The sequence below is a fragment of the Buttiauxella cochleicola genome, assembly GCF_021282435.1.
GTDB lineage: Bacteria > Pseudomonadota > Gammaproteobacteria > Enterobacterales > Enterobacteriaceae > Buttiauxella > Buttiauxella massiliensis.
On the sequence record NZ_JAJSOT010000001.1, the window covers coordinates 153,383 to 172,832 of the forward strand.

At 50.6% G+C, this 19,450-nt stretch carries 16 protein-coding genes; 11 read left to right on the forward strand and 5 right to left on the reverse strand.

Going from position 1 to position 19,450, the window contains the following annotated elements; genetic code table 11:
* Window positions 1–487 precede the first annotated feature (487 nt).
* From LVQ77_RS00670 to LVQ77_RS00680, 3 genes are all read left to right on the forward strand, one after another.
* The gene (locus tag LVQ77_RS00670; protein ID WP_232903392.1) at window positions 488–1,504 is read left to right on the forward strand and encodes an iron ABC transporter substrate-binding protein; all 1,017 of its coding nucleotides are present in this window, start codon (window positions 488–490) and stop codon (window positions 1,502–1,504) included.
* Window positions 1,505–1,602: 98 nt separating this feature from the next.
* On the forward strand, window positions 1,603–3,105 hold the full coding sequence (locus tag LVQ77_RS00675) for an ABC transporter permease (RefSeq protein WP_370644970.1): 1,503 nt from the start codon (window positions 1,603–1,605) through the stop codon (window positions 3,103–3,105).
* 1 nt (window position 3,106) lies between these two features.
* The gene (locus tag LVQ77_RS00680; RefSeq protein ID WP_232903394.1) at window positions 3,107–4,144 is read left to right on the forward strand and encodes an ABC transporter ATP-binding protein; all 1,038 of its coding nucleotides are present in this window, start codon (window positions 3,107–3,109) and stop codon (window positions 4,142–4,144) included.
* 106 nt (window positions 4,145–4,250) lie between these two features.
* On the opposite strand, the gene LVQ77_RS00685 is transcribed toward LVQ77_RS00680, so the two are convergent.
* Window positions 4,251–5,870: a phosphoethanolamine transferase gene (locus tag LVQ77_RS00685; protein WP_232903395.1), complete on the reverse strand. Its 1,620-nt coding sequence runs from the start codon at window positions 5,868–5,870 to the stop codon at window positions 4,251–4,253.
* 441 nt (window positions 5,871–6,311) lie between these two features.
* Between LVQ77_RS00685 and arnB the strand changes: the two genes are divergently transcribed.
* The 8 genes from arnB to nlpA all read left to right on the forward strand — a co-directional run bounded on the left by arnB (window position 6,312) and on the right by nlpA (window position 14,604).
* Window positions 6,312–7,451, forward strand: a complete 1,140-nt coding sequence (arnB, locus tag LVQ77_RS00690; RefSeq protein ID WP_232863485.1) for a UDP-4-amino-4-deoxy-L-arabinose aminotransferase — start codon at window positions 6,312–6,314, stop codon at window positions 7,449–7,451.
* A gap of 1 nt (window position 7,452) precedes the next feature.
* Window positions 7,453–8,436: an undecaprenyl-phosphate 4-deoxy-4-formamido-L-arabinose transferase gene (gene arnC / locus LVQ77_RS00695; protein WP_232863486.1), complete on the forward strand. Its 984-nt coding sequence runs from the start codon at window positions 7,453–7,455 to the stop codon at window positions 8,434–8,436.
* Window positions 8,433–10,415, forward strand: coding sequence for a bifunctional UDP-4-amino-4-deoxy-L-arabinose formyltransferase/UDP-glucuronic acid oxidase ArnA (arnA, locus tag LVQ77_RS00700; RefSeq protein ID WP_232903396.1), 1,983 nt, complete (start codon window positions 8,433–8,435; stop codon window positions 10,413–10,415). Before arnC ends, arnA begins: the two co-directional genes overlap by 4 nt.
* Complete coding sequence (gene arnD, locus LVQ77_RS00705; RefSeq protein WP_232903397.1) at window positions 10,412–11,308, forward strand: 4-deoxy-4-formamido-L-arabinose-phosphoundecaprenol deformylase; 897 nt, start codon at window positions 10,412–10,414, stop codon at window positions 11,306–11,308. Before arnA ends, arnD begins: the two co-directional genes overlap by 4 nt.
* Before the next feature lie 4 nt (window positions 11,309–11,312).
* Window positions 11,313–12,974, forward strand: a complete 1,662-nt coding sequence (arnT, locus tag LVQ77_RS00710; protein ID WP_232903398.1) for a lipid IV(A) 4-amino-4-deoxy-L-arabinosyltransferase — start codon at window positions 11,313–11,315, stop codon at window positions 12,972–12,974.
* On the forward strand, window positions 12,971–13,294 hold the full coding sequence (arnE, locus tag LVQ77_RS00715) for a 4-amino-4-deoxy-L-arabinose-phosphoundecaprenol flippase subunit ArnE (RefSeq protein WP_232903399.1): 324 nt from the start codon (window positions 12,971–12,973) through the stop codon (window positions 13,292–13,294). Before arnT ends, arnE begins: the two co-directional genes overlap by 4 nt.
* Entirely contained in the window at window positions 13,294–13,674 is a 381-nt protein-coding gene (gene arnF, locus LVQ77_RS00720) for a 4-amino-4-deoxy-L-arabinose-phosphoundecaprenol flippase subunit ArnF (protein ID WP_232903400.1), read from the forward strand. Before arnE ends, arnF begins: the two co-directional genes overlap by 1 nt.
* 114 nt (window positions 13,675–13,788) lie before the next feature.
* Entirely contained in the window at window positions 13,789–14,604 is an 816-nt protein-coding gene (nlpA, locus tag LVQ77_RS00725; protein ID WP_232903401.1) for a lipoprotein NlpA, read from the forward strand.
* A gap of 59 nt (window positions 14,605–14,663) precedes the next feature.
* Here the strand turns inward: nlpA and LVQ77_RS00730 are convergent, their stop codons facing one another.
* From LVQ77_RS00730 to paoA, 4 genes are all read right to left on the reverse strand, one after another.
* Entirely contained in the window at window positions 14,664–14,912 is a 249-nt protein-coding gene (locus LVQ77_RS00730; protein WP_064511796.1) for an ElaB/YgaM/YqjD family protein, read from the reverse strand.
* Between the two features lie 211 nt (window positions 14,913–15,123).
* Entirely contained in the window at window positions 15,124–17,322 is a 2,199-nt protein-coding gene (paoC, locus tag LVQ77_RS00735; RefSeq protein WP_232903402.1) for an aldehyde oxidoreductase molybdenum-binding subunit PaoC, read from the reverse strand.
* Between the two features lie 4 nt (window positions 17,323–17,326).
* Window positions 17,327–18,277 carry an FAD binding domain-containing protein gene (locus tag LVQ77_RS00740; RefSeq protein WP_232903403.1) on the reverse strand — a complete coding sequence of 317 codons (951 nt, stop codon included), beginning with the start codon at window positions 18,275–18,277 and terminating at the stop codon, window positions 17,327–17,329.
* Entirely contained in the window at window positions 18,274–18,897 is a 624-nt protein-coding gene (gene paoA / locus LVQ77_RS00745; RefSeq protein ID WP_232903922.1) for an aldehyde dehydrogenase iron-sulfur subunit PaoA, read from the reverse strand. The genes LVQ77_RS00740 and paoA overlap by 4 nt, the downstream gene beginning before the upstream one ends.
* Between the last annotated feature and the right edge of the window lie 553 nt (window positions 18,898–19,450).

Consider the following 19,450-nt stretch of genomic DNA (forward strand, 5'->3'; position numbering starts at 1 on the left):
GGTCCCTTAATAAAAATATATACAACGACAACGATATATTGCCATTGACCTTATTTTCCGGCTTTTGGCTTAGGGAGCATCATTTGCGATAGCAGTATCAGGATTAAAAATAACCACAACGATAAAGCGTGGTCTGATTTTAGACTGATTTATAAACAGGGGAATTACACGCAGTACATTACGGATTTAGTTTTATGGTTGTTCGTAAATGATGACTCTAACCAGTCGGGGTAGGCCATTTATCGTAAATGCAGCCATACAGGGCAGGGAAATGCGTAAAGCATCTAACCTTAAGGTTTTTTTAATCTTCACAACCCTCTCAGTGGCCAATCAGGTTTTTTATCTTAGTAAAGTTTAGTTCTGCCACATTTCTCACCTTTGTTTAAAAATGATAACAATTTTCATTAGCATTCCCATTTTGCTGTGGTTTAATCCGCCTCGCTATGCATTCTGGTGTTATGTACTCATTATTATGAAGGATTAACTTATGAAATTTGGCGTATCGTCCCTGTGTTCAATCGCAATGGTGACTTCCTCTGTTTTGCTGACTCCGTTCGCCGGTGCGGCCGATAACAATGAAGGAATCGTGGTTTATAACGCGCAGCATGAAAACCTGGTTCAGTCGTGGGTTGACGGTTTCACCAAAGAAACCGGCATTAAAGTTACATTGCGTAATGGCGGCGACAGCGAGCTGGGTAATCAACTGGTTCAGGAAGGCAGCAAGTCTCCGGCGGACGTGTTTCTGACTGAAAACTCCCCGGCGATGGTGCTGGTCGATAACGCTAAATTGTTCGCACCTCTGGATAAAAGCACTCTGGAACAGGTTGCACCAGCCTATCGCCCTGAACATGGCCGCTGGATTGGTATTGCCGCACGTAGCACCGTGTTCGTCTATAACCCGGCAAAACTGAGCGAAGCGCAATTGCCGAAATCCTTAATGGATCTGGCGAAACCCGAGTGGAAAGGGCGCTGGGCAGCTTCTCCGTCAGGGGCTGATTTCCAGGCTATCGTCAGTGCTGTTCTGGCATTGAAAGGCGAAAAGGCAACGCTTGAGTGGCTCAAAGCAATGAAAACCAACTTCGTGGCTTATAAAGGCAACAGCACCGTGATGAAAGCGGTCAACGCCGGGCAGATCGACGGCGGGGTCATCTACCACTATTACCGTTTCGTTGACCAGGCCAAAACGGGCGAAAACAGCAAAAACACCGAACTCCACTACTTTAAACATCAGGACCCAGGCGCGTTTGTCAGTATCTCTGGTGGCGGCGTGCTGGCTTCAAGCAAACACCAGCAGCAGGCTCAGGCATTCATGAAGTGGATTACGGGTAAATCTGGCCAGGACACTTTGCGTACCAATGATGCGTTTGAATATGCAGTAGGCGTGAATGCTGCCTCTAACCCGAAACTGGTTCCGCTGAAAGACCTGGATGCGCCAAAAGTTGAAGCATCCTCGCTCAATAGCAAAAAAGTCATTGATCTAATGACTGAAGCTGGTCTTCTTTGATTCCTTAATATAGCGATGAGTGTCTGATGTCCGTGGTCAATATTACCGATAGCCTCAATATTAACAGCCGTACAGTGCAACGCCGGCCCGCGTTTGTGATGGTGCTGTTGGCGATTGTCTTCTCAATGCTCGCCCTGATACCGCCCGCTTTTGTTGTGGTCATCGGTTTTGATACTGGCTGGGAAACGGTTAAGGCACTCATCTTTCGTCCGCGTGTTGGTGAGCTACTCAGCAACACGTTGCTGCTGGTGGCTATTGCTGTGCCACTGTCTGTGGCGGTGGGCACATTACTTGCCTGGCTTACTGAACGAACCACGCTTGCGGGTAGGCGCATCTGGTCGATGCTTGCCGTAGCACCGCTTGCGATTCCCGCCTTTGTACAAAGTTATGCCTGGGTCAGCGCAGTGCCATCAATACATGGCTTATCGGCAGGCGTATTTTTGTCTGTATTGGCGTATTACCCCTTTATTTATCTCCCTGTTGCGGCTGTTTTACGCCGTCTCGACCCGACGCTGGAAGATGTTGCCGCCTCGTTGGGTACACCGCCATGGGCGGTCTTTTTCCGTATTGTTCTGCCGCAACTAAAGCTCGCGATCTGGGGCGGAGCATTGCTGGTGACGCTGCATTTGCTGGCGGAATATGGACTGTATGCGATGATCCGTTTTGATACTTTCACCACGGCCATCTATGACCAGTTCCAGTCGACATTCAGTGGACCTGCGGCCAACATGTTGGCAGGCGTACTGGCGCTATGTTGCCTGGTATTTCTGGCACTTGAAGGTGTCACTCGGGGCAAGGCGCGTTACGCGCGAGTGGGAGCCGGATCCCCACGCGAACAAAATCGTCTGCATCTGAATGCACCGTTGAGTGTTTTGGGCCAGCTATTTTCCCTTACCGTGATACTGCAGGCATTAGTTGTCCCGCTCGCGGTGTTGTGCCGTTGGCTGTGGCTGGGCGGTATCGAAAACTGGAATCATGCCGATCTCTGGCTTTCACTGCGCCAGACCTTGCTGCTGGCATCAGGCGGTGCGCTGCTGATTATTCTCGCCGGGGTCCCGATAGCCTGGCTCTCCGTGCGCCATCCGCGCCCGCTGTTTCGTGTGCTTGAAGCGTGTAATTACTTTACTAGCTCGCTGCCGGGGATTGTGGTCGCACTGGCGTTAGTCACGGTAACCATTAATTACGTGCGTCCTATCTATCAGACTGAAATTACGTTGTTTCTTGCTTATTTGCTGATGTTTACGCCAAGAGCGTTAATCAACCTGCGCGCAGGTATTGCTCAAGCCCCTGTAGAGCTGGAAAACGTGGCTCGCAGTTTAGGTAAAACTCAGGCTCAGGCCATTTGCAGTATCACTTTGCGGCTTGCAGCACCAGGTGCTGCCGCTGGGGCGGCGCTGGTCTTTCTTGGTATAACCAATGAGCTCACCGCAACACTATTACTGTCGCCATTGGGCACCCGCACGCTCTCGACGGGCTTTTGGGCTCTCACCAGCGAAATAGATTATGTTGCCGCCGCACCTTATGCGTTGCTGATGATCCTTATCTCGCTGCCGCTTACCGGAATTCTTTATGTGCAATCTCAAAAACTAGCGGGTCTGTAAGATGATTGAACTTGCGAATATTTCTAAAAAATTTGGTCAGACATCGGTACTGGAAAATCTCAGCCTATCGGTACTACCTGCGAGCCGTACGGTGATTGTTGGGCCATCAGGTTCGGGGAAAACCACGTTACTGCGCATTCTCGCCGGTTTTGAAACGCCGGATAGCGGGCGAATCACGCTATCCGGCAAAACGCTTTTTGACGAGAACACCTTTATTCCCGCACACCAGCGCGGTATTGGGTTTGTGCCGCAGGAAGGTGCGCTTTTCCCGCATATGAAAGTGGGCGATAACATTGCCTACGGCTTGAATGGCTCAAAACATGAAAACCGCCGACGCGTGGCGGAATTGATGGAGGTGGTATCGCTCGACAGTCGCCTGCAACATCACTGGCCGCATGAGATTTCTGGCGGGCAGCAGCAGCGTGTGGCGCTGGCTCGGGCACTGGCACAAGAGCCAGTATTAATGCTTTTGGATGAGCCTTTTTCGGCACTCGATACCGGGCTGCGAGCTGCAACCCGCAAAGCCACGGCTGAATTACTGACCCATGCTGGTGTCGCCTCTATTCTGGTCACGCACGATCAACATGAAGCCCTCTCTTTTGCCAGCCAGATTGCGGTGATTCGTGATGGGCGCTTTACACAGGTTGGCTCACCCGTCGAGGTCTATTCGCAGCCTGTCGATGAGGCCACCGCGCTGTTTCTTGGCGATGCGTTGATATTCAACGCGCAACTGAGTGGGGGATTTGCACGCTGTGAGCTGGGTAATATCCCAGCGGATAACACTCAATATAGCGGCGAGAGGCGTATTATGCTGCGCCCGGAACAAGTGGTTATTTCGCCACTCAAGACCGATTCAGAACCTCAGCCTGTTGTGACGATCATGGATGTGGATTTTACCGGTTATCTTTCGACGCTGACGCTGGCATCACCGGGTTGGCCGACACCTTTGCAGGTGAAAACCATCAGCCAGCAAAACTGGCAAGTTGGGATGGCGGTGAAACTTACGGTCAACGGCCATGCTTGCGTGCTGGCGGGGTAAGGTTGGCTATTACTGTGTAAAACCGCCGCCACCCACCAGGGCTTGCGCGCACCATTTCATTAATTGAACGGTGCCCGCAAAGCGTTATGCCTCTACCCGCTGTGAGTTAACCCCGGCATTCGCGGAATAAATCGCTGCCCGGCTGGTAGACACTGGTGCTGATGTCCCAAAGCCCGAGAACCGACGAGAACAGGTTGTCATGGGAGTACGGTTTTTTCGCCGCATTATCTTGTAAACAAGAGATGTTGATGTGTTTCACGGCGATAAAGCCCGGTGACATCCACACCTGCATCGGGATATGCGTTTGTTGATCCGGGGCCAGTTTGTAAGGCGTACCATGCAGATACAGGCCACTTTCTCCTAATGACTCACCGTGATCGGAAACGTACAGCAGCACGGTGTTGTATTGATCACTGTATTTTTTCAGTTTCTCAATCATTTGCGCTAATACATAGTCGGTGTGGCGAATGGTGTTGTCGTAGGTATTGACCAACTGCTCCTGGGTACAGTTTTCAATATCACTGCGTGAACATTCCGGCATGAAGTGGCGATGCTCTGCTGGGTAACGCTGGTAATAAGTCGGCCCATGGCTGCCAATCATATGGAAGGCGACCAGTTTGTCTCCGGCCATTTTAGCCACTTCAGCATCAAGATTTTCCAGCATCACATCGTCATAACAGGTTTCGCCATCACACAGTTTCGGGTTATCAGTTGGCTTGGTTTCGATAGTCGGAATGCGGCTACACACACCTTTACAGCCTCCATCGTTCTCTTTCCACAGCAGTGAAACACCCGTTTTCTGCACGATGTCGAGGAAGTTATCGCTGTTGTACGCTTTCTTGCCGTCGTAGTCAGTGCGGTTCATATTCGAGAACATGCACGGTACGGAAACAGCGGTGGCGGTACCGCAGGAGTGAACATCTTTAAATGAGATAACGCCGCCCGATTGGCTGGTAAAGGCGTTGGTATCACGCGAATAACCGTTCATCGAGAAATTCTGGCTACGGGCCGTTTCACCAATCACCAGGAACATCAGCGTTGGTTTTTCTTTATTGGCAACACGTTTGGCATCATCGCCCAGCGACTGGAAGGGTTCTTTGGTCGTAAAGTACGTATCCTTCAGATAGCGAACGGTACTGTAGACGTAGTTAGCCGGAATAATTTCTTTGTTAAGCGTTGAGTTGTTACGCCCAACCGAGGCGTAATCCTGGTAGTAAAGCGCTGCAACACCTGCAATAAGCGCCAGCGATGCCACCATCGACAGCAGGCGATATGCGATGCCTTTGTACCATTTTGCTGGATATTCAATTTTAATTAAAAACAATAAGATAGCAGGCAGTACGCCGGTCAAAAGAATCCATAAAATAATTGAGCCATTCAGATAGGAATGCGCTTCTTGCGGGTTCGTTTCAATGATGTTTTCAATCATCGATTGATCAAACATCACTTTATATTTCAGCGTCGAATAACTGACCATTGAGCCAGTAATTAGCAGCAAGGCAAAAAATGGCTTCAATAGAAAACGAATAGAGAAGGGCATGAAGACAAAATTGAGAGCCGCAACTAACACGAAAGGTATGGAGATAACGAAACCGATTTTTACATGCTCAAGATGGGTCAAGATATCGTAAAAATGCAGTAACACGGGCCAGTTGAGTAAGAAGGCAAAGACGACCGCCAACAGTAAAATCAGCGGGATGACCTTCATCCTGAAAAGTACGGGCATTAACATCTCCAACAGGTTCATTTTTATACTATTGATACACAGGCGAGCAGGATGGGTTTGCCATCGGAATTTCTGCCATAGACCACAAGCGGTGTATGTGTGAGTGTGATTATTAATGACCAACCTTAATTTAACCTTAATGTATTCCATGAGATAAAAATTAAACGGCTATTAAATGAATGCATATAAAAGAAAGGAGAGGGGAACTTTTTGGTTTTCTGGTTTTTGTGACAATTCCGTGAACTTAATTGCCAGGTGTTTATCTCGGTTTATTTATTCAAATTACTCACATCTTAATATTGACCTAAGAAATCTCTGCTAAGTTGGTTTTAATTTAACAGTGGTTTAGATAGCAGCATTGTGAATCAATCATGTTGTGCTTTTATTTAATTAATCTGCTTCATGATTAATAAAGTTTCTACTTAATTACAGGGATATCCAATGAGTGAATTTCTGCCCTTCTCACGGCCCGCTATGGGACAAGAAGAACTCGCCGCTGTAAGTGAAGTTTTGCAGTCTGGTTGGATAACAACAGGCCCCAAAAATCAGGCGCTCGAACAGGCATTTTGCGAGTTAACAGGCAATAAACACGCTATCGCAGTCAGCTCCGCGACGGCAGGCATGCATGTGGCGTTGATGGCATTGGGCATCCAGGCTGGTGATGAAGTGATTACCCCTTCTTTGACCTGGGTTTCCACTCTCAACATGATTGTGTTGTTAGGTGCCGAACCGGTGATGATCGATGTTGACCGCGATACCCTGATGGTAACGCCTCAAAGCATTGAAGGGGCGATTACGCCACGCACGCGCGCCATTATTCCTGTGCACTACGCCGGGGCTCCAGCAGATATCGACGCTATCCGCGCGATAGGTGAGCGTCACGGAATCCCTGTAATTGAAGATGCAGCACATGCCGCTGGAACCCACTATAAAGGCAAGCATATTGGCGACCGTGGGACGGCAATTTTCTCCTTCCATGCCATTAAAAACATGACGTGTGCTGAAGGCGGATTGATTGTCACTGACGACGAGCAGCTTGCAAACCGGATGCGTAGTCTGAAGTTTCACGGGCTCGGTGTTGATGCTTTTGACCGCCAGACATTAGGGCGTGCTCCACAGGCAGAAGTGATCACTCCAGGGTACAAATACAATCTCGCCGATATTAATGCAGCAATTGCCCTGGTGCAGTTAAACAAGCTTGAACAAAATAACGCGCGGCGTACTGAAATAGCTGAACGTTATTTAGCTGAGTTGGTCAATACGCCTTATTTACCGCTTATCCATCCTCAATGGGCACATAAACACGCCTGGCATCTTTTTATTTTACGTATTGATGAATCTCGTTGCGGAATTACCCGCAATGAATTTATGGGGGCTTTAAAAGAGAAGGGAATTGGCACTGGGCTGCATTTCCGGGCCGCTCATACACAGAAATACTACCGCGAACGCTACCCAACACTCTCTTTGCCTGATACCGAATGGAACAGCGACCGTATTTGCTCCATTCCGTTATTTCCAACGATGTCCGATGACGACGTCTCGCGCGTAATCAATGCATTACGTGAAGTTGCAGGAAAATAATATGATGACCCCTTTACCGATCCACAAAGTCTCTGTGGTTATCCCGGTTTATAACGAACAAGAAAGCATACCCGAGCTTATCAGGCGCACTACGGCCGCGTGCGAAACCTTGGGTAAGGATTACGAAATTTTGCTGGTCGATGATGGCAGCAGCGATGAATCCGCCTCCATGTTGACTGATGCTGCCCAGTTGCCCGGCAGCCATATTGTTGCGGTGTTGCTCAACCGTAATTACGGCCAACACAACGCGATAATGGCCGGGTTTAGCCACGTCACCGGGGATTTGATTGTTACCCTCGACGCTGATCTGCAAAACCCGCCGGAAGAGATCCCGCGCCTGGTGGCAAAAGCTGATGAAGGCTACGACGTGGTGGGGACAGTACGCCAGAACCGCCAGGATACCTGGTTCCGTAAGCGAGCTTCACGCCTGATTAATCGCCTGATTCAAAGCACGACTGGCAAAGCGATGGGGGATTACGGCTGCATGTTGCGCGCCTATCGCCGCCATATCATTGACGCGATGCTTAATTGCCATGAACGCAGCACTTTTATTCCTATTCTGGCAAACACCTTTGCCCGTAAAGCGACCGAGATTCCGGTGCATCACGCCGAGCGCGAGTTTGGTGATTCCAAATACAGCTTTATGCGTTTAATTAACCTTATGTACGACCTGGTGACCTGCCTGACCACCACGCCGCTGCGCATGCTGAGTGTTTTCGGCAGCATTATTGCGGTGCTGGGCTTCACGCTTTCAGTTCTGCTGGTTGTTTTACGTCTTGCCTTCGGGCCGCAATGGGCGGCGGAAGGGGTGTTCATGCTGTTTGCGGTGCTGTTTATGTTCATCGGCGCGCAATTCGTGGGCATGGGACTGCTGGGTGAATACATCGGCCGAATTTATACCGATGTCCGCGCCCGCCCTCGTTATTTTATTCAGCGCGTAGTTAGCCGCGACTCAGTCTCAACTTCAAAGGAAAATCATCAATGAAAGCTGTTGTATTTGCTTATCACGACATTGGGTGTGCAGGCGTTAATGCACTGGTAGCTGCCGGTTATGACATTACGGCTATTTACACCCACCCTGATTCACCTTCTGAAAATCATTTTTTTGGGTCAGTGGCTCGCACCGCCGCAGAACATGGCATTCCGGTTTATGCCCCGGATGATGTGAATCACCCTTTGTGGGTTGACCGTATTAAATCCGCTCAGCCCGATGTGATTTTCTCGTTTTACTATCGCAATTTGCTGTGCGATGAAATTCTCAATAGCGCGACGGTAGGGGCTTTTAACCTACATGGTTCGTTGCTGCCGCATTACCGTGGCCGTGCACCGCTAAACTGGGTGCTGGTGAAAGGCGAAACTGAAACGGGCGTCACGCTGCATCGTATGGTTAGCCGTGCAGATGCCGGTGCTATTGTGGCGCAACATCGAGTGGCTATTGCCCCGGAAGAAACGGCATTAACGCTGCATCATAAATTGACTAAAGCGGCGTCTCACCTGCTGGAAGGTATTCTTCCGGCGATCAAAACCGGGTATTTCCCGCAGGTTGAGCAAGATCACAGCAAAGCGACCACTTTTGGCCGACGCACGCCGCAGGATGGCTGCATCAACTGGCAATCTCCGGCCCATGAAATTGATAATCTGATTCGCGCGGTGACCGACCCGTGGCCAGGTGCATTTAGCTATGTGGGTGGCGCTAAATTTGTTGTCTGGAAAGGACGCGTGCTCGAAGGGCTTCAGCCGGCGAAAGCGGGAACAGTGCTATCCGTAAGTCCGCTTATCATTGCCACCGGTGGCGGTGCACTGGAAATCGTTACCGGTCAAACCGAAAACGGCGTCTACATGCAGGGTTCACAACTGGCGCAAACCCTTGGCCTGGTGGCGGGTGCATTGCTTAGTAACCAACCGGTATCAGCAATAAAACGTCGCACTCGCGTGCTGATCCTCGGAGTGAATGGTTTTATCGGCAACCACCTGACCGAACGCCTGTTGCAGGACGATAACTTCGAAGTTTACGGCCTGGATATCGGTTCTGATGCTATCAGCCGTTTTATCGGCAACGAACGTTTCCACTTTGTGGAAGGTGATATCAGCATTCACTCCGAATGGATTGAGTATCACATTAAGAAATGTGATGTCGTGCTGCCGCTGGTTGCCATCGCTACACCCATTGAATACACCCGTAACCCACTGCGCGTGTTCGAGTTGGATTTTGAAGAAAACCTGAAAATCATCCGCGACTGCGTGAAATACCAGAAGCGCATTATCTTCCCATCTACGTCCGAAGTTTATGGTATGAGCACCGATAAAGTGTTCGATGAAGATAACTCGAACCTGATTGTTGGGCCTATCAATAAACAGCGCTGGATTTACTCGGTTTCAAAACAACTTCTTGACCGCGTTATCTGGGCGTATGGCGAAAAAGAGGGCTTGCGCTTCACGTTATTCCGTCCGTTTAACTGGATGGGGCCGCGCCTGGATAACCTTAATGCCGCACGTATCGGTAGCTCGCGCGCAATTACTCAATTGATTCTTAACTTGGTAGAGGGTTCGCCGATTAAGTTGATTGATGGTGGTAAACAAAAACGCTGCTTTACTGATATCAGCGATGGTATCGAAGCGTTGTTCCGCATTATCGAGAACAAAAACAGCAACTGTGATGGGCAAATCATCAACATCGGCAACCCCGATAACGAAGCGAGCATTAAAGAACTGGCGCAAATGCTGCTGGAGAGCTTTGAAAAACACCCATTACGTAGCCATTTCCCGCCGTTTGCCGGTTTCCGCGAAGTGGAAAGCAGCACTTATTACGGCAAAGGTTATCAGGATGTGGAGCATCGCAAGCCGAGCATCCGCAATGCTCATCGCTTAATAAACTGGAAACCAACGGTTGAGATGGAACAAACCATTGATGAGACCCTGGATTTCTTCCTTAAAACAGTTGAACTGACGGAACCTCAGGCATGAGAAAAGTTGGCCTGCGCATTGATGTAGATACATGGCGAGGCACCCAACAGGGGGTTGCGCATCTTCTTGAGATCTTAAGTTTGCACGGTATTCAGGCCACATTTTTCTTCAGCGTTGGCCCGGATAACATGGGCCGCCATTTATGGCGGCTGGTGAAACCGCAATTTCTGTGGAAGATGCTGCGCTCAAAAGCAGCATCGCTCTACGGTTGGGATATTCTGCTGGCGGGTACGGCGTGGCCGGGTCGTAAAATCGGCGCAGGTAATGCAGATATTATTGCGGCGGCAGCCGATCACCATGAAGTCGGCCTGCACGCCTGGGATCACTTTGCCTGGCAAACCTGGGCGGGTGTCTGGGATACCGAGCAACTCGAGAAGCAAATTCAGCTTGGGTTGGATGCGTTGAGTCAGATTATCCAGCAGCCAGTGACGTGTTCCGCTGTCGCGGGCTGGCGCGCCGATCAGCGCGTGGTGCGGGCAAAAGAGCGGTTTGGTTTTAGCTACAACAGCGACTGTCGCGGCACCACGCCATTTCGGCCACTTTTACCCGACGGCTGCTTTGGGACAGTGCAAATCCCGGTGACGCTCCCGACCTGGGATGAAGTGATTGGTGATGGCGTCAGCCGTGAAGGCTACAACCGTTTTATTCTCGACCGCATCAAACAAGACGCTGGCACGCCGGTCTACACCATCCACGCCGAAGTGGAAGGGATTGTGATGCGTAAAGACTTTAGCGAATTGCTCACCATGGCCGCCCTTGAAGGGATTCAGTTCTGCCCATTAAGCGAACTGTTGCCGGAGGATTTGTCCACGCTGCCGTCGGGCAAAGTGGTGCGCGGTGTTATTGCTGGCCGAGAAGGCTGGTTAGGAAGCCAACAATTAATCGAGCGTTAAACAGATGAAATCAGCAAAGTATTCGCTAGTTCTGTTACTGGGTTTTGCTCTGCTTTACCTGCTTCCCATTGAGTTTCGCGCGCTCTGGCAACCGGATGAAACCCGCTATGCGGAAATCAGCCGTGAAATGCTGGCTGCGGGGAACTGGATTGTCCCGCATTTTCTGGATGTACGTTATTTTGAAAAACCGGTCGCTGGATACTGGATCAATAACCTCAGCCAAATGCTCTTCGGCCATAACAACTTTGCGGTACGTTTTGGCTCGGTGTTTTCTATCACGATTAGCGCATTGTTAGTCACCTGGCTGGCATTTCGTTTATGGCGTGATAAAGCCACGGCGGTTATGTCCGGTGTGATTTTCCTCACCTGTTTGCTGGTTTATGGTGTCGGCACCTATGCGGTTCTCGACCCGATGATCACGCTGTGGCTGGTGGCTGCTATGTGCAGTTTCTGGTGGGCGACAAATGCGCAAACGACGGTGGCAAAAGCAGGGGGCTATCTGCTGCTCGGCCTGGCTTGCGGCATGGGAGTCATGACAAAAGGTTTTCTGGCGCTGGCGGTCCCAGTATTAGGTGTATTGCCGTGGGTGATTGCCCAAAAACGCTGGAAAGAGGTGCTGTTGTTTGGGCCACTTGCAGTATTGAGTGCGATTGCCATTACCTTGCCATGGGCACTGGCTATCGCTAAAGCGGAGCCAACTTTCTGGCACTATTTCTTCTGGGTTGAGCATATCCAACGCTTTGCTGAGAAAGATGCGCAGCATAAAGCGCCATTCTGGTATTACATCCCGTTCCTGATTGCCGGATGTTTGCCGTGGGTTGCTTTGTTGCCTGGCGCGCTAAAGCGTGGCTGGCAAGAGCGCAAAATAGAGAGCGGAATGCTTTATGTCCTGGGTTGGGTGGTCATGCCGCTGCTGTTTTTCAGTATCGCGAAAGGCAAGCTGCCCACCTATATTCTGCCGTGCTTCGCACCGCTGGCCATCTTGCTGGCACGCCATGCGACACAACTGGCTGCGTCATCAAAAACTTTAAAAGTGAATGGTTGGATCAACACTGTTTTTGGTGGGATTTGTACGCTGGTTATCCTGCTGGTGCTGGCACCATGGGGGCTTGCGAAACATCCGGTCTATGCCAGCAATGAAGTACTCAAAGTAATCCAGGCCAGCATCGCGTTTCTGGTTTGGGCGCTGGTGGGGTATTTCACCACGCGCAACCACGCGAAACTCTGGCAATGGGCCGCGCTGTGTCCGCTTGGCCTGGCTCTGTTGGTTGGCGGGGTTATTCCAGACAAAGTTATCGATTCTAAACATCCGCAGGCCTTTATCGATGTGGTACGCCCGGAACTGGAGAACAGCCGCTATATTCTTGCCGACAGTGTTGGCGTGGGTGCCGGTATTGCCTGGGAGTTAAAGCGTGACGACATTACGATGTATGCAAAACCAGGTGAGTTGAACTACGGCCTGACAAACTTCGCTGATGCCAAAGATAACTTTGTCTCTCGCGAAGACTTTGCCAACTGGCTGGCAACACACCGTAAAGAAGGGAATGTTTCTTTGGTTATGTTGCTGTCGAAAAACAAAGTGCCAGAAGACAATGATGTACCAACGCCAGATCAGCTCTATCGTAAAGGGCGCTTTGTTCTCTTCTTCTACGAACAAACGCCATGAGTTATTTGCTGATTGTGCTGGCCAGCCTATTGAGTTGTGGAGGCCAGCTTTGCCAAAAACAGGCCACCTGGCGACCTGGTCGTCGCCACTTATCCGGCTGGCTGGCATTAAGCGTTACGTTACTCGGTTGCGCTATGCTGTTGTGGTTGCTGGTGTTACAGCGCATTCCCGTCAGCGTGGCCTATCCGATGCTAAGCCTTAATTTTATCTTTATCACTCTCGCCGCGCGCTTTATCTGGCATGAGGTTGTTTCGCTTCGGCATTGGTTGGGGATTTTGTTGATTATCGTTGGGATCTCCATTCTGGGAGGGGCTGCCTGATGGGCTACTTCTGGGCATTGATGAGCGTGCTGTTAGTCAGTTGCGCGCAGCTCATCATGAAATGGGCGATGATGGCATTGCCACCGGTTGAAAAGCACGACGAACTGCTTGCCGCTTTTATGAGTGCAACACCTGGTGCACAAGCATTAATCGCCGGGTTACTTGCCTATGTCTTTTCAATGGCCTGTTGGTTTTTTGCATTGCGGCAAATAGCGCTGAGTAAAGCTTACCCGCTACTGAGTCTAAGTTACGTTCTGGTGTGGGCTGCGGCTATCTGGGTTCCGTGGCTGGGTGAGAGTTTCAGTATGGGCAAACTTGTCGGCGTGAGCGTGATTTTCCTCGGCTTGCTGTTGGTTTGTCTGCCAGAAAAAAATCGTTAATCCCGATATGCTGTTTTCTTCTAACTGATACCTTTTTGGTTTTATAAACCACAACAGGCATCCTGCTATAGTCGTTTCATTACACATTGGCAGTTATTTTTTAAGGAAAAAAGCGTGCGATTGACAATACCTCACTTACGGATTGGGGCTGTCTTGCTGGCAGGTTTGATGCTGGCGGGCTGTGACCAACAAAGCAGTAATGCGAAACATATTAAAGTTGGTGTGATTAACGGCGCAGAGCAGGATGTGGCGGAAGTCGCGAAAAAAGTCGCTAAAGAGAAGTACGGCCTGGAAGTGGAGTTGGTCGGGTTTAGCGGTTCATTGCTACCAAATGACTCCACCAACCATGGTGAGTTAGATGCTAACGTTTTCCAGCATCGTCCATTCCTCGAGCAAGACAACAAAGCGCATAACTACAAATTAGTGGCCGTGGGTAATACCTTCGTGTTCCCGATGGCCGGTTATTCGAAAAAAATTAAGACGGTAGATCAATTACAAGACGGTGCCACTGTTGCAATCCCGAATGACCCAACCAATCTGGGGCGTGCTCTTCTGCTGCTGCAAAAAGAAAAGCTTATCACTCTGAAAGAGGGTAAAGGACTGCTGCCGACCGCGTTGGATATTACTGAAAACCCGCGCCATCTGAACATTATGGAGCTTGAAGGAGCACAGTTACCGCGAGTGTTGGACGATGCGAAAGTTGATGTGGCGATTATTAGTACGACTTACATCCAGCAAACAGGCTTGTCGCCGGTGCATGATAGCGTCTTTATCGAAGATAAAAACTCGCCATATGTGAACATCCTGGTTGCACGTGAAGACAACAAAGATGCGGAAAATGTGAAAGAGTTCCTGCAATCTTATCAGTCACCAGAGGTGGCGAAAGCGGCCGAAAAAATCTTTAATGGTGGGGCTGTTCCTGGCTGGTAATCACTGAAGTCATTGCAAAAACGAGTAGATTGATGGGCTGTTGCTAACAGCCCATTTTGTTATTTACGACCCAGCAAGAAGCCAAATACCACACCAACCGCCGCGGCAATCGCTAAACCGGCAATAGGGTTGGTTGACACCTGATCCCGCACATTATCTGTTGCATCTCTTACTGCGTAACTGGCTTGCGACGCATACTTTCTGGCCGCACCCTTAAATTCATCATCAGGGTTATTGGTATGTCTGCCATATAACTCCCTGGCAGTGCCTGCTGCTTCGTTGAGTTTGTCTGTTGTTTTGTCAAACATACTGAGCTCCTTAGATTTAATTGCGCAACTAAGTGTAGTTGAGAGAACCGGAGAGAAATGTTTTAAACCGAGAATTCAGACAATGTGAGAAAATCTCGCTAAGTGGGCGTTTTATCCCGGCATAGCGTTAGCGGTGATTAGTCTAAATGGCAGGAAAACAGGCAACTGCTCCTTCTCGCAGTTGCCTGTTTTCAGAGACAGAAAAAGCGTATCAAATTAACTCGGGCAGCCCTTTCAGGATCTTATCGAGCGTAACGGGATAATCTCTCACCCGCACTCCTGTCGCGTTATAGACGGCATTGGCGATGGCAGCGCTCACGCCACACAACCCCAGTTCACCGACACCTTTGGCTTTCATGGGTGAGGAGACAGGATCGGTATCGTCGAGGAAAATCACCTCCTGCACGGGGATATCGGCATGTACCGGTACTTCATAGCCTGCAAGGTCGTGGTTAACGAAATAGCCTAACCTGGTATCGACGGCTAACTCCTCCATTAGCGCGGCCCCGATCCCCATGGTCATCGCACCAATAACCTGGCTGCGGGCTGTTTTAGGGTTAAGAATTCGGCCAGCAGCGCACACTGCTAACATTCGGCGAACGCGCGTTTCACCGGTTGCAATATCCACTCCGACTTCAACGAAATGTGCTGCAAAAGTGGATTGCTGGAATTTCTTTTCGAGCTCACCAAATTCAATGTCATCCTCAACCGTTATTATCCCCGTTGCGGCGGCCTCCTTAAGAGGGGTTGAGCGGTCACCCTGGCGTATTTGTTCATTACCAAACACTGCCTGTTGCGGGTCAAAGCCCAGTTTGTTTGCCACGGCCTCGCGCAACTTCACACAGGCGGCATAAACCCCGGCCGTTGAACTATTGGCACCCCATTGGCCACCTGAGCCTGCCGAAACCGGGAAATCGGAATCCCCCAACCGCACCACGACTTTTTCTAGCGGTACGCCCAACATTTCAGCTGCTGTCTGGGCAATGATGGTGTAACTGCCGGTGCCGATATCCGTCATATCGGTTTCAACGGTGACGATACCCTGTGCATCAAGATGAACGCGTGCGCCCGATTTCATCACCAGGTTGTTACGAAAGCCTGCCGCAACACCCATGCCGACAAGCCAGTGCCCATCGCGGACTTGCGCAGGCTGAGCTTTGCGCTGCTTCCAGCCAAAGCGGTCGGCTCCGGTACGCAGGCATTCAACCAACTGGCGGCGCGAAAAAAATCGCTCAGGGTTGGCAGGGTCAACCTGGGTATCGTTGAGAATGCGAAACTCAACCGGGTCGATACCCGCTTTGGCGGCCACCTCATCAATAGCGATTTCCAGCGCCATTAATCCCGGCGCCTCTCCTGGCGCACGCATGGCATTGCCTTCTGGCAGGTCAAGTTTGGCCAGACGCAGCCCGGTATGGCGGTTGGCACCTGCGTATAACAACTCACTTTGCTGAACGGCTGTTTCCGATGGGCCTCCGGCAAGATTACCGGACCAACTCTCATGTGAGATTGCGCTAATCCGCCCGGTTTTATCCGTACCGATTTGAATATGCTGAATAGTTGCCGGGCGATGAGTGGTGTTATTGGGAATCAAGGGTCTTTGCAAAGCAATTTTGACGGGACGTTTTGCTGCGCGAGCACCAAGTGCTGCCAGCAGCGCATCGCTACGTAGGAACAGCTTCCCGCCAAAACCACCACCAATATAGGGTGAATAAACCCTTATATCTTCTTTGGGGAGTTTCAGCGTTTTAGCCAGGTCACTGCGACACCAGTCAATCATCTGATTGGAGGTCCATAAGGTAAGCTTATTTCCATCCCACGCAGCCATAGAGGCGTGTGGTTCCATCGCCATGTGGCTTTGGTCTGGGGTGGTGTAGGTGGCATCAAACTGCACCGCAGAAGCGGCGAAAGCACTGGCAAAATCACCGGTTGATTTGTCCGGCTCTTCTTCAGATGCGGTAGTGACGGCGGGTTTTTCCTCGGCAAGATTGTATACACCCTGTTCGCGGCGGTAATCGACTTTAATCAGTTCTGACGCCGCACGAGCTTGCTCGAAGGTTTCTGCGACCACAACGGCAATGGCCTGGTGATAGTGTTCAATCGTCGGGCCTGCGAGTAGCCTTGCCGGGTTTTTTTCACCTTTTCCAAGCGGGCCTGCATTATCCATAGTCACAAATGTAATCACGCCAGGGGCTGCGCGGGCAGCTTCTAAATCAATTGAGTTGATATGCCCTTTAGCAATGGCGGAGCCCACCACATAGCCATATGCCACATTGGCTGCTTCGTTATGCCATTCGTAGGCATAGTGAGCAGTGCCGGTCGTTTTCAGGTGGCCATCAATACGATCATGGGGCTGCCCCACAACGTTGAGCTGGTCGATTGGATTATCTTTTGCCGGAGTATCAAATTTCATTGGCTTATCCCCGCGCTTGCGTCAGTACAGAGGCGAGCGTGCGCTGCGCCAGTATCAGTTTGAACTCATTTTCAGGAGTAGGGTGCGCATCGGCAAACAGCCGCTCATAAACCTTTTGGCTGCCGTTGCTCAACAGTTGATCAGCTTCCTCAAGCCGCCACGGTTTGTGCGCAACGCCACCAAGAGCCACGCGTCCGGTTCCATCGGGCTGCACAATGGCGGCAACCGAAACCAGAGCAAAGGCGTAGGAGGCGCGGTCTCGAACTTTGCGATAGATATGTGTGCCGCCCAGAGGTGGAGGCAAGGTAACGGCAGTGATCAGTTCACCTGAAGTGAGTGCTGTTTCCAGATGCGGTGTGTTACCCGGTGCGCGATAGAAATCTGCCAATGGGATTTTGCGTACCTGTCCGTTGGGACTGACCGTCTCGACCACAGCATCGAGCAGGCGCATGGCGACGGCCATATCGCTGGGGTGGGTTGCGATACAGGCTCGGCTGGCCCCGACCACCGCATGCTGGCGGCTAAAACCCTCAAGAGCGGCACATCCACTGCCGGGAAGCCGCTTATTACAAGGTTGGTTGGTATCATAAAAGTAGGGGCAACGCGTGCGCTGGAGCAAATTACCAGCAGTGGTTGCCTGATTGCGCAACTGGCCTGATGCTCCCGCGAGCAGCGCTCGGGAAAGTACCGCATAGTCGCGACGAATACGCGTTTCTGCCGCGAGATCTGTATTGCGCACCAGCGCGCCAATGCGCAGACCACCCTCGTCCGTTGACTCAATTTTGTTCAGCATAAGAGCGTTCACGTCAATCAAATGGGTTGGCGTCTCTATTTCAAGCTTCATCAAATCAAGAAGATTCGTTCCCCCGGCAATAAATTTGGCACCAGGATTACGTTGGGCGCTCGCTGCCGCTTCGGCCGGGGTTTTCACTCGCTCAAAAGTAAAAGCTTTCATGATTTTTGCCCCCCTGCCACATCTTCAATGGCCGCAAGAATGTTGGAATAAGCACCGCAGCGGCAGATGTTGCCGCTCATGCGTTCACGTATTTCGTCGGCGGTGGCCTGAGGAGGTGAATTCAAATCGGAGGTGACGTGGCTTGGAATGCCCATTTCGAGCTCTTTTAGGACCATAACGGAGGAGCAAATTTGCCCAGGCGTGCAGTACCCACATTGAAAACCGTCATGCTTGATAAAGGCGGCCTGCATAGGGTGCAAGTTATCCGGTCTACCGAGACCTTCAATGGTGGTGATTTCGGCATCCTGCTGCATCACGGCAAGGGTCAGGCAGGCGTTTATCCGGCGACCATCGACGATCACTGTACATGCGCCACACTGGCCGTGGTCGCACCCTTTTTTGGTCCCGGTAAGATGCAGGTTTTCGCGCAGCGCGTCCAACAGTGTGGTTCGCGTATCAACGTCCAGTGGGTGGGATTCGCCGTTAACATTTAATGTTACGCGCGCCAATTCAGGCGGGGGAGTGGTGGTATTTGCGCTCGATCCAAAAGCGTGAGATGGCGTCATCGCCACGGTCGCGGCCGACACAACACCAACCTTGAGAAGCTCCCGCCTGGTCAGGCGAAAGCCATAATACTCAATATTGAGGTAGTGATTACCGCTGCTGTTGCTGCTTGCACTATACAAGTGCCTTTTATTCGCTTCATGGTCATGGTTGCTCATACCGCCTCCAGTGTTCGAAAGATTGAACCAGGAAAATGGAAGTCTCTGCGATGCTCAAATTTTTATAACGAACTATTAAGCATAGACGGCGCAGGCGTTGGGATTATTCCTGAATTCTGCCAAGAGGGGAGTTACAAGCGGCGTATCCATAACTAACCGCATACTCTGCCAGAGATGACATGCATGTTGTGCGGACACAGAGATAGTGTGGCTGCCATTGCTTAATGCTGAAGTGAAAGGTGATTAACATAAAATGCTCACCACACTCACCGAATCACAACAAATGAGCATTCATGATCTGTATCAAAATCATACCATCCATATAAAATATATATACCAAAGCTATGCGCCATATCATTGCTTGAGGATAGGGGGATATATATATTCAGCTCATCGCCTACCGGTGTGATCAATACGCGGTTTTAACTATATTACGCAGATGTAACGAGGT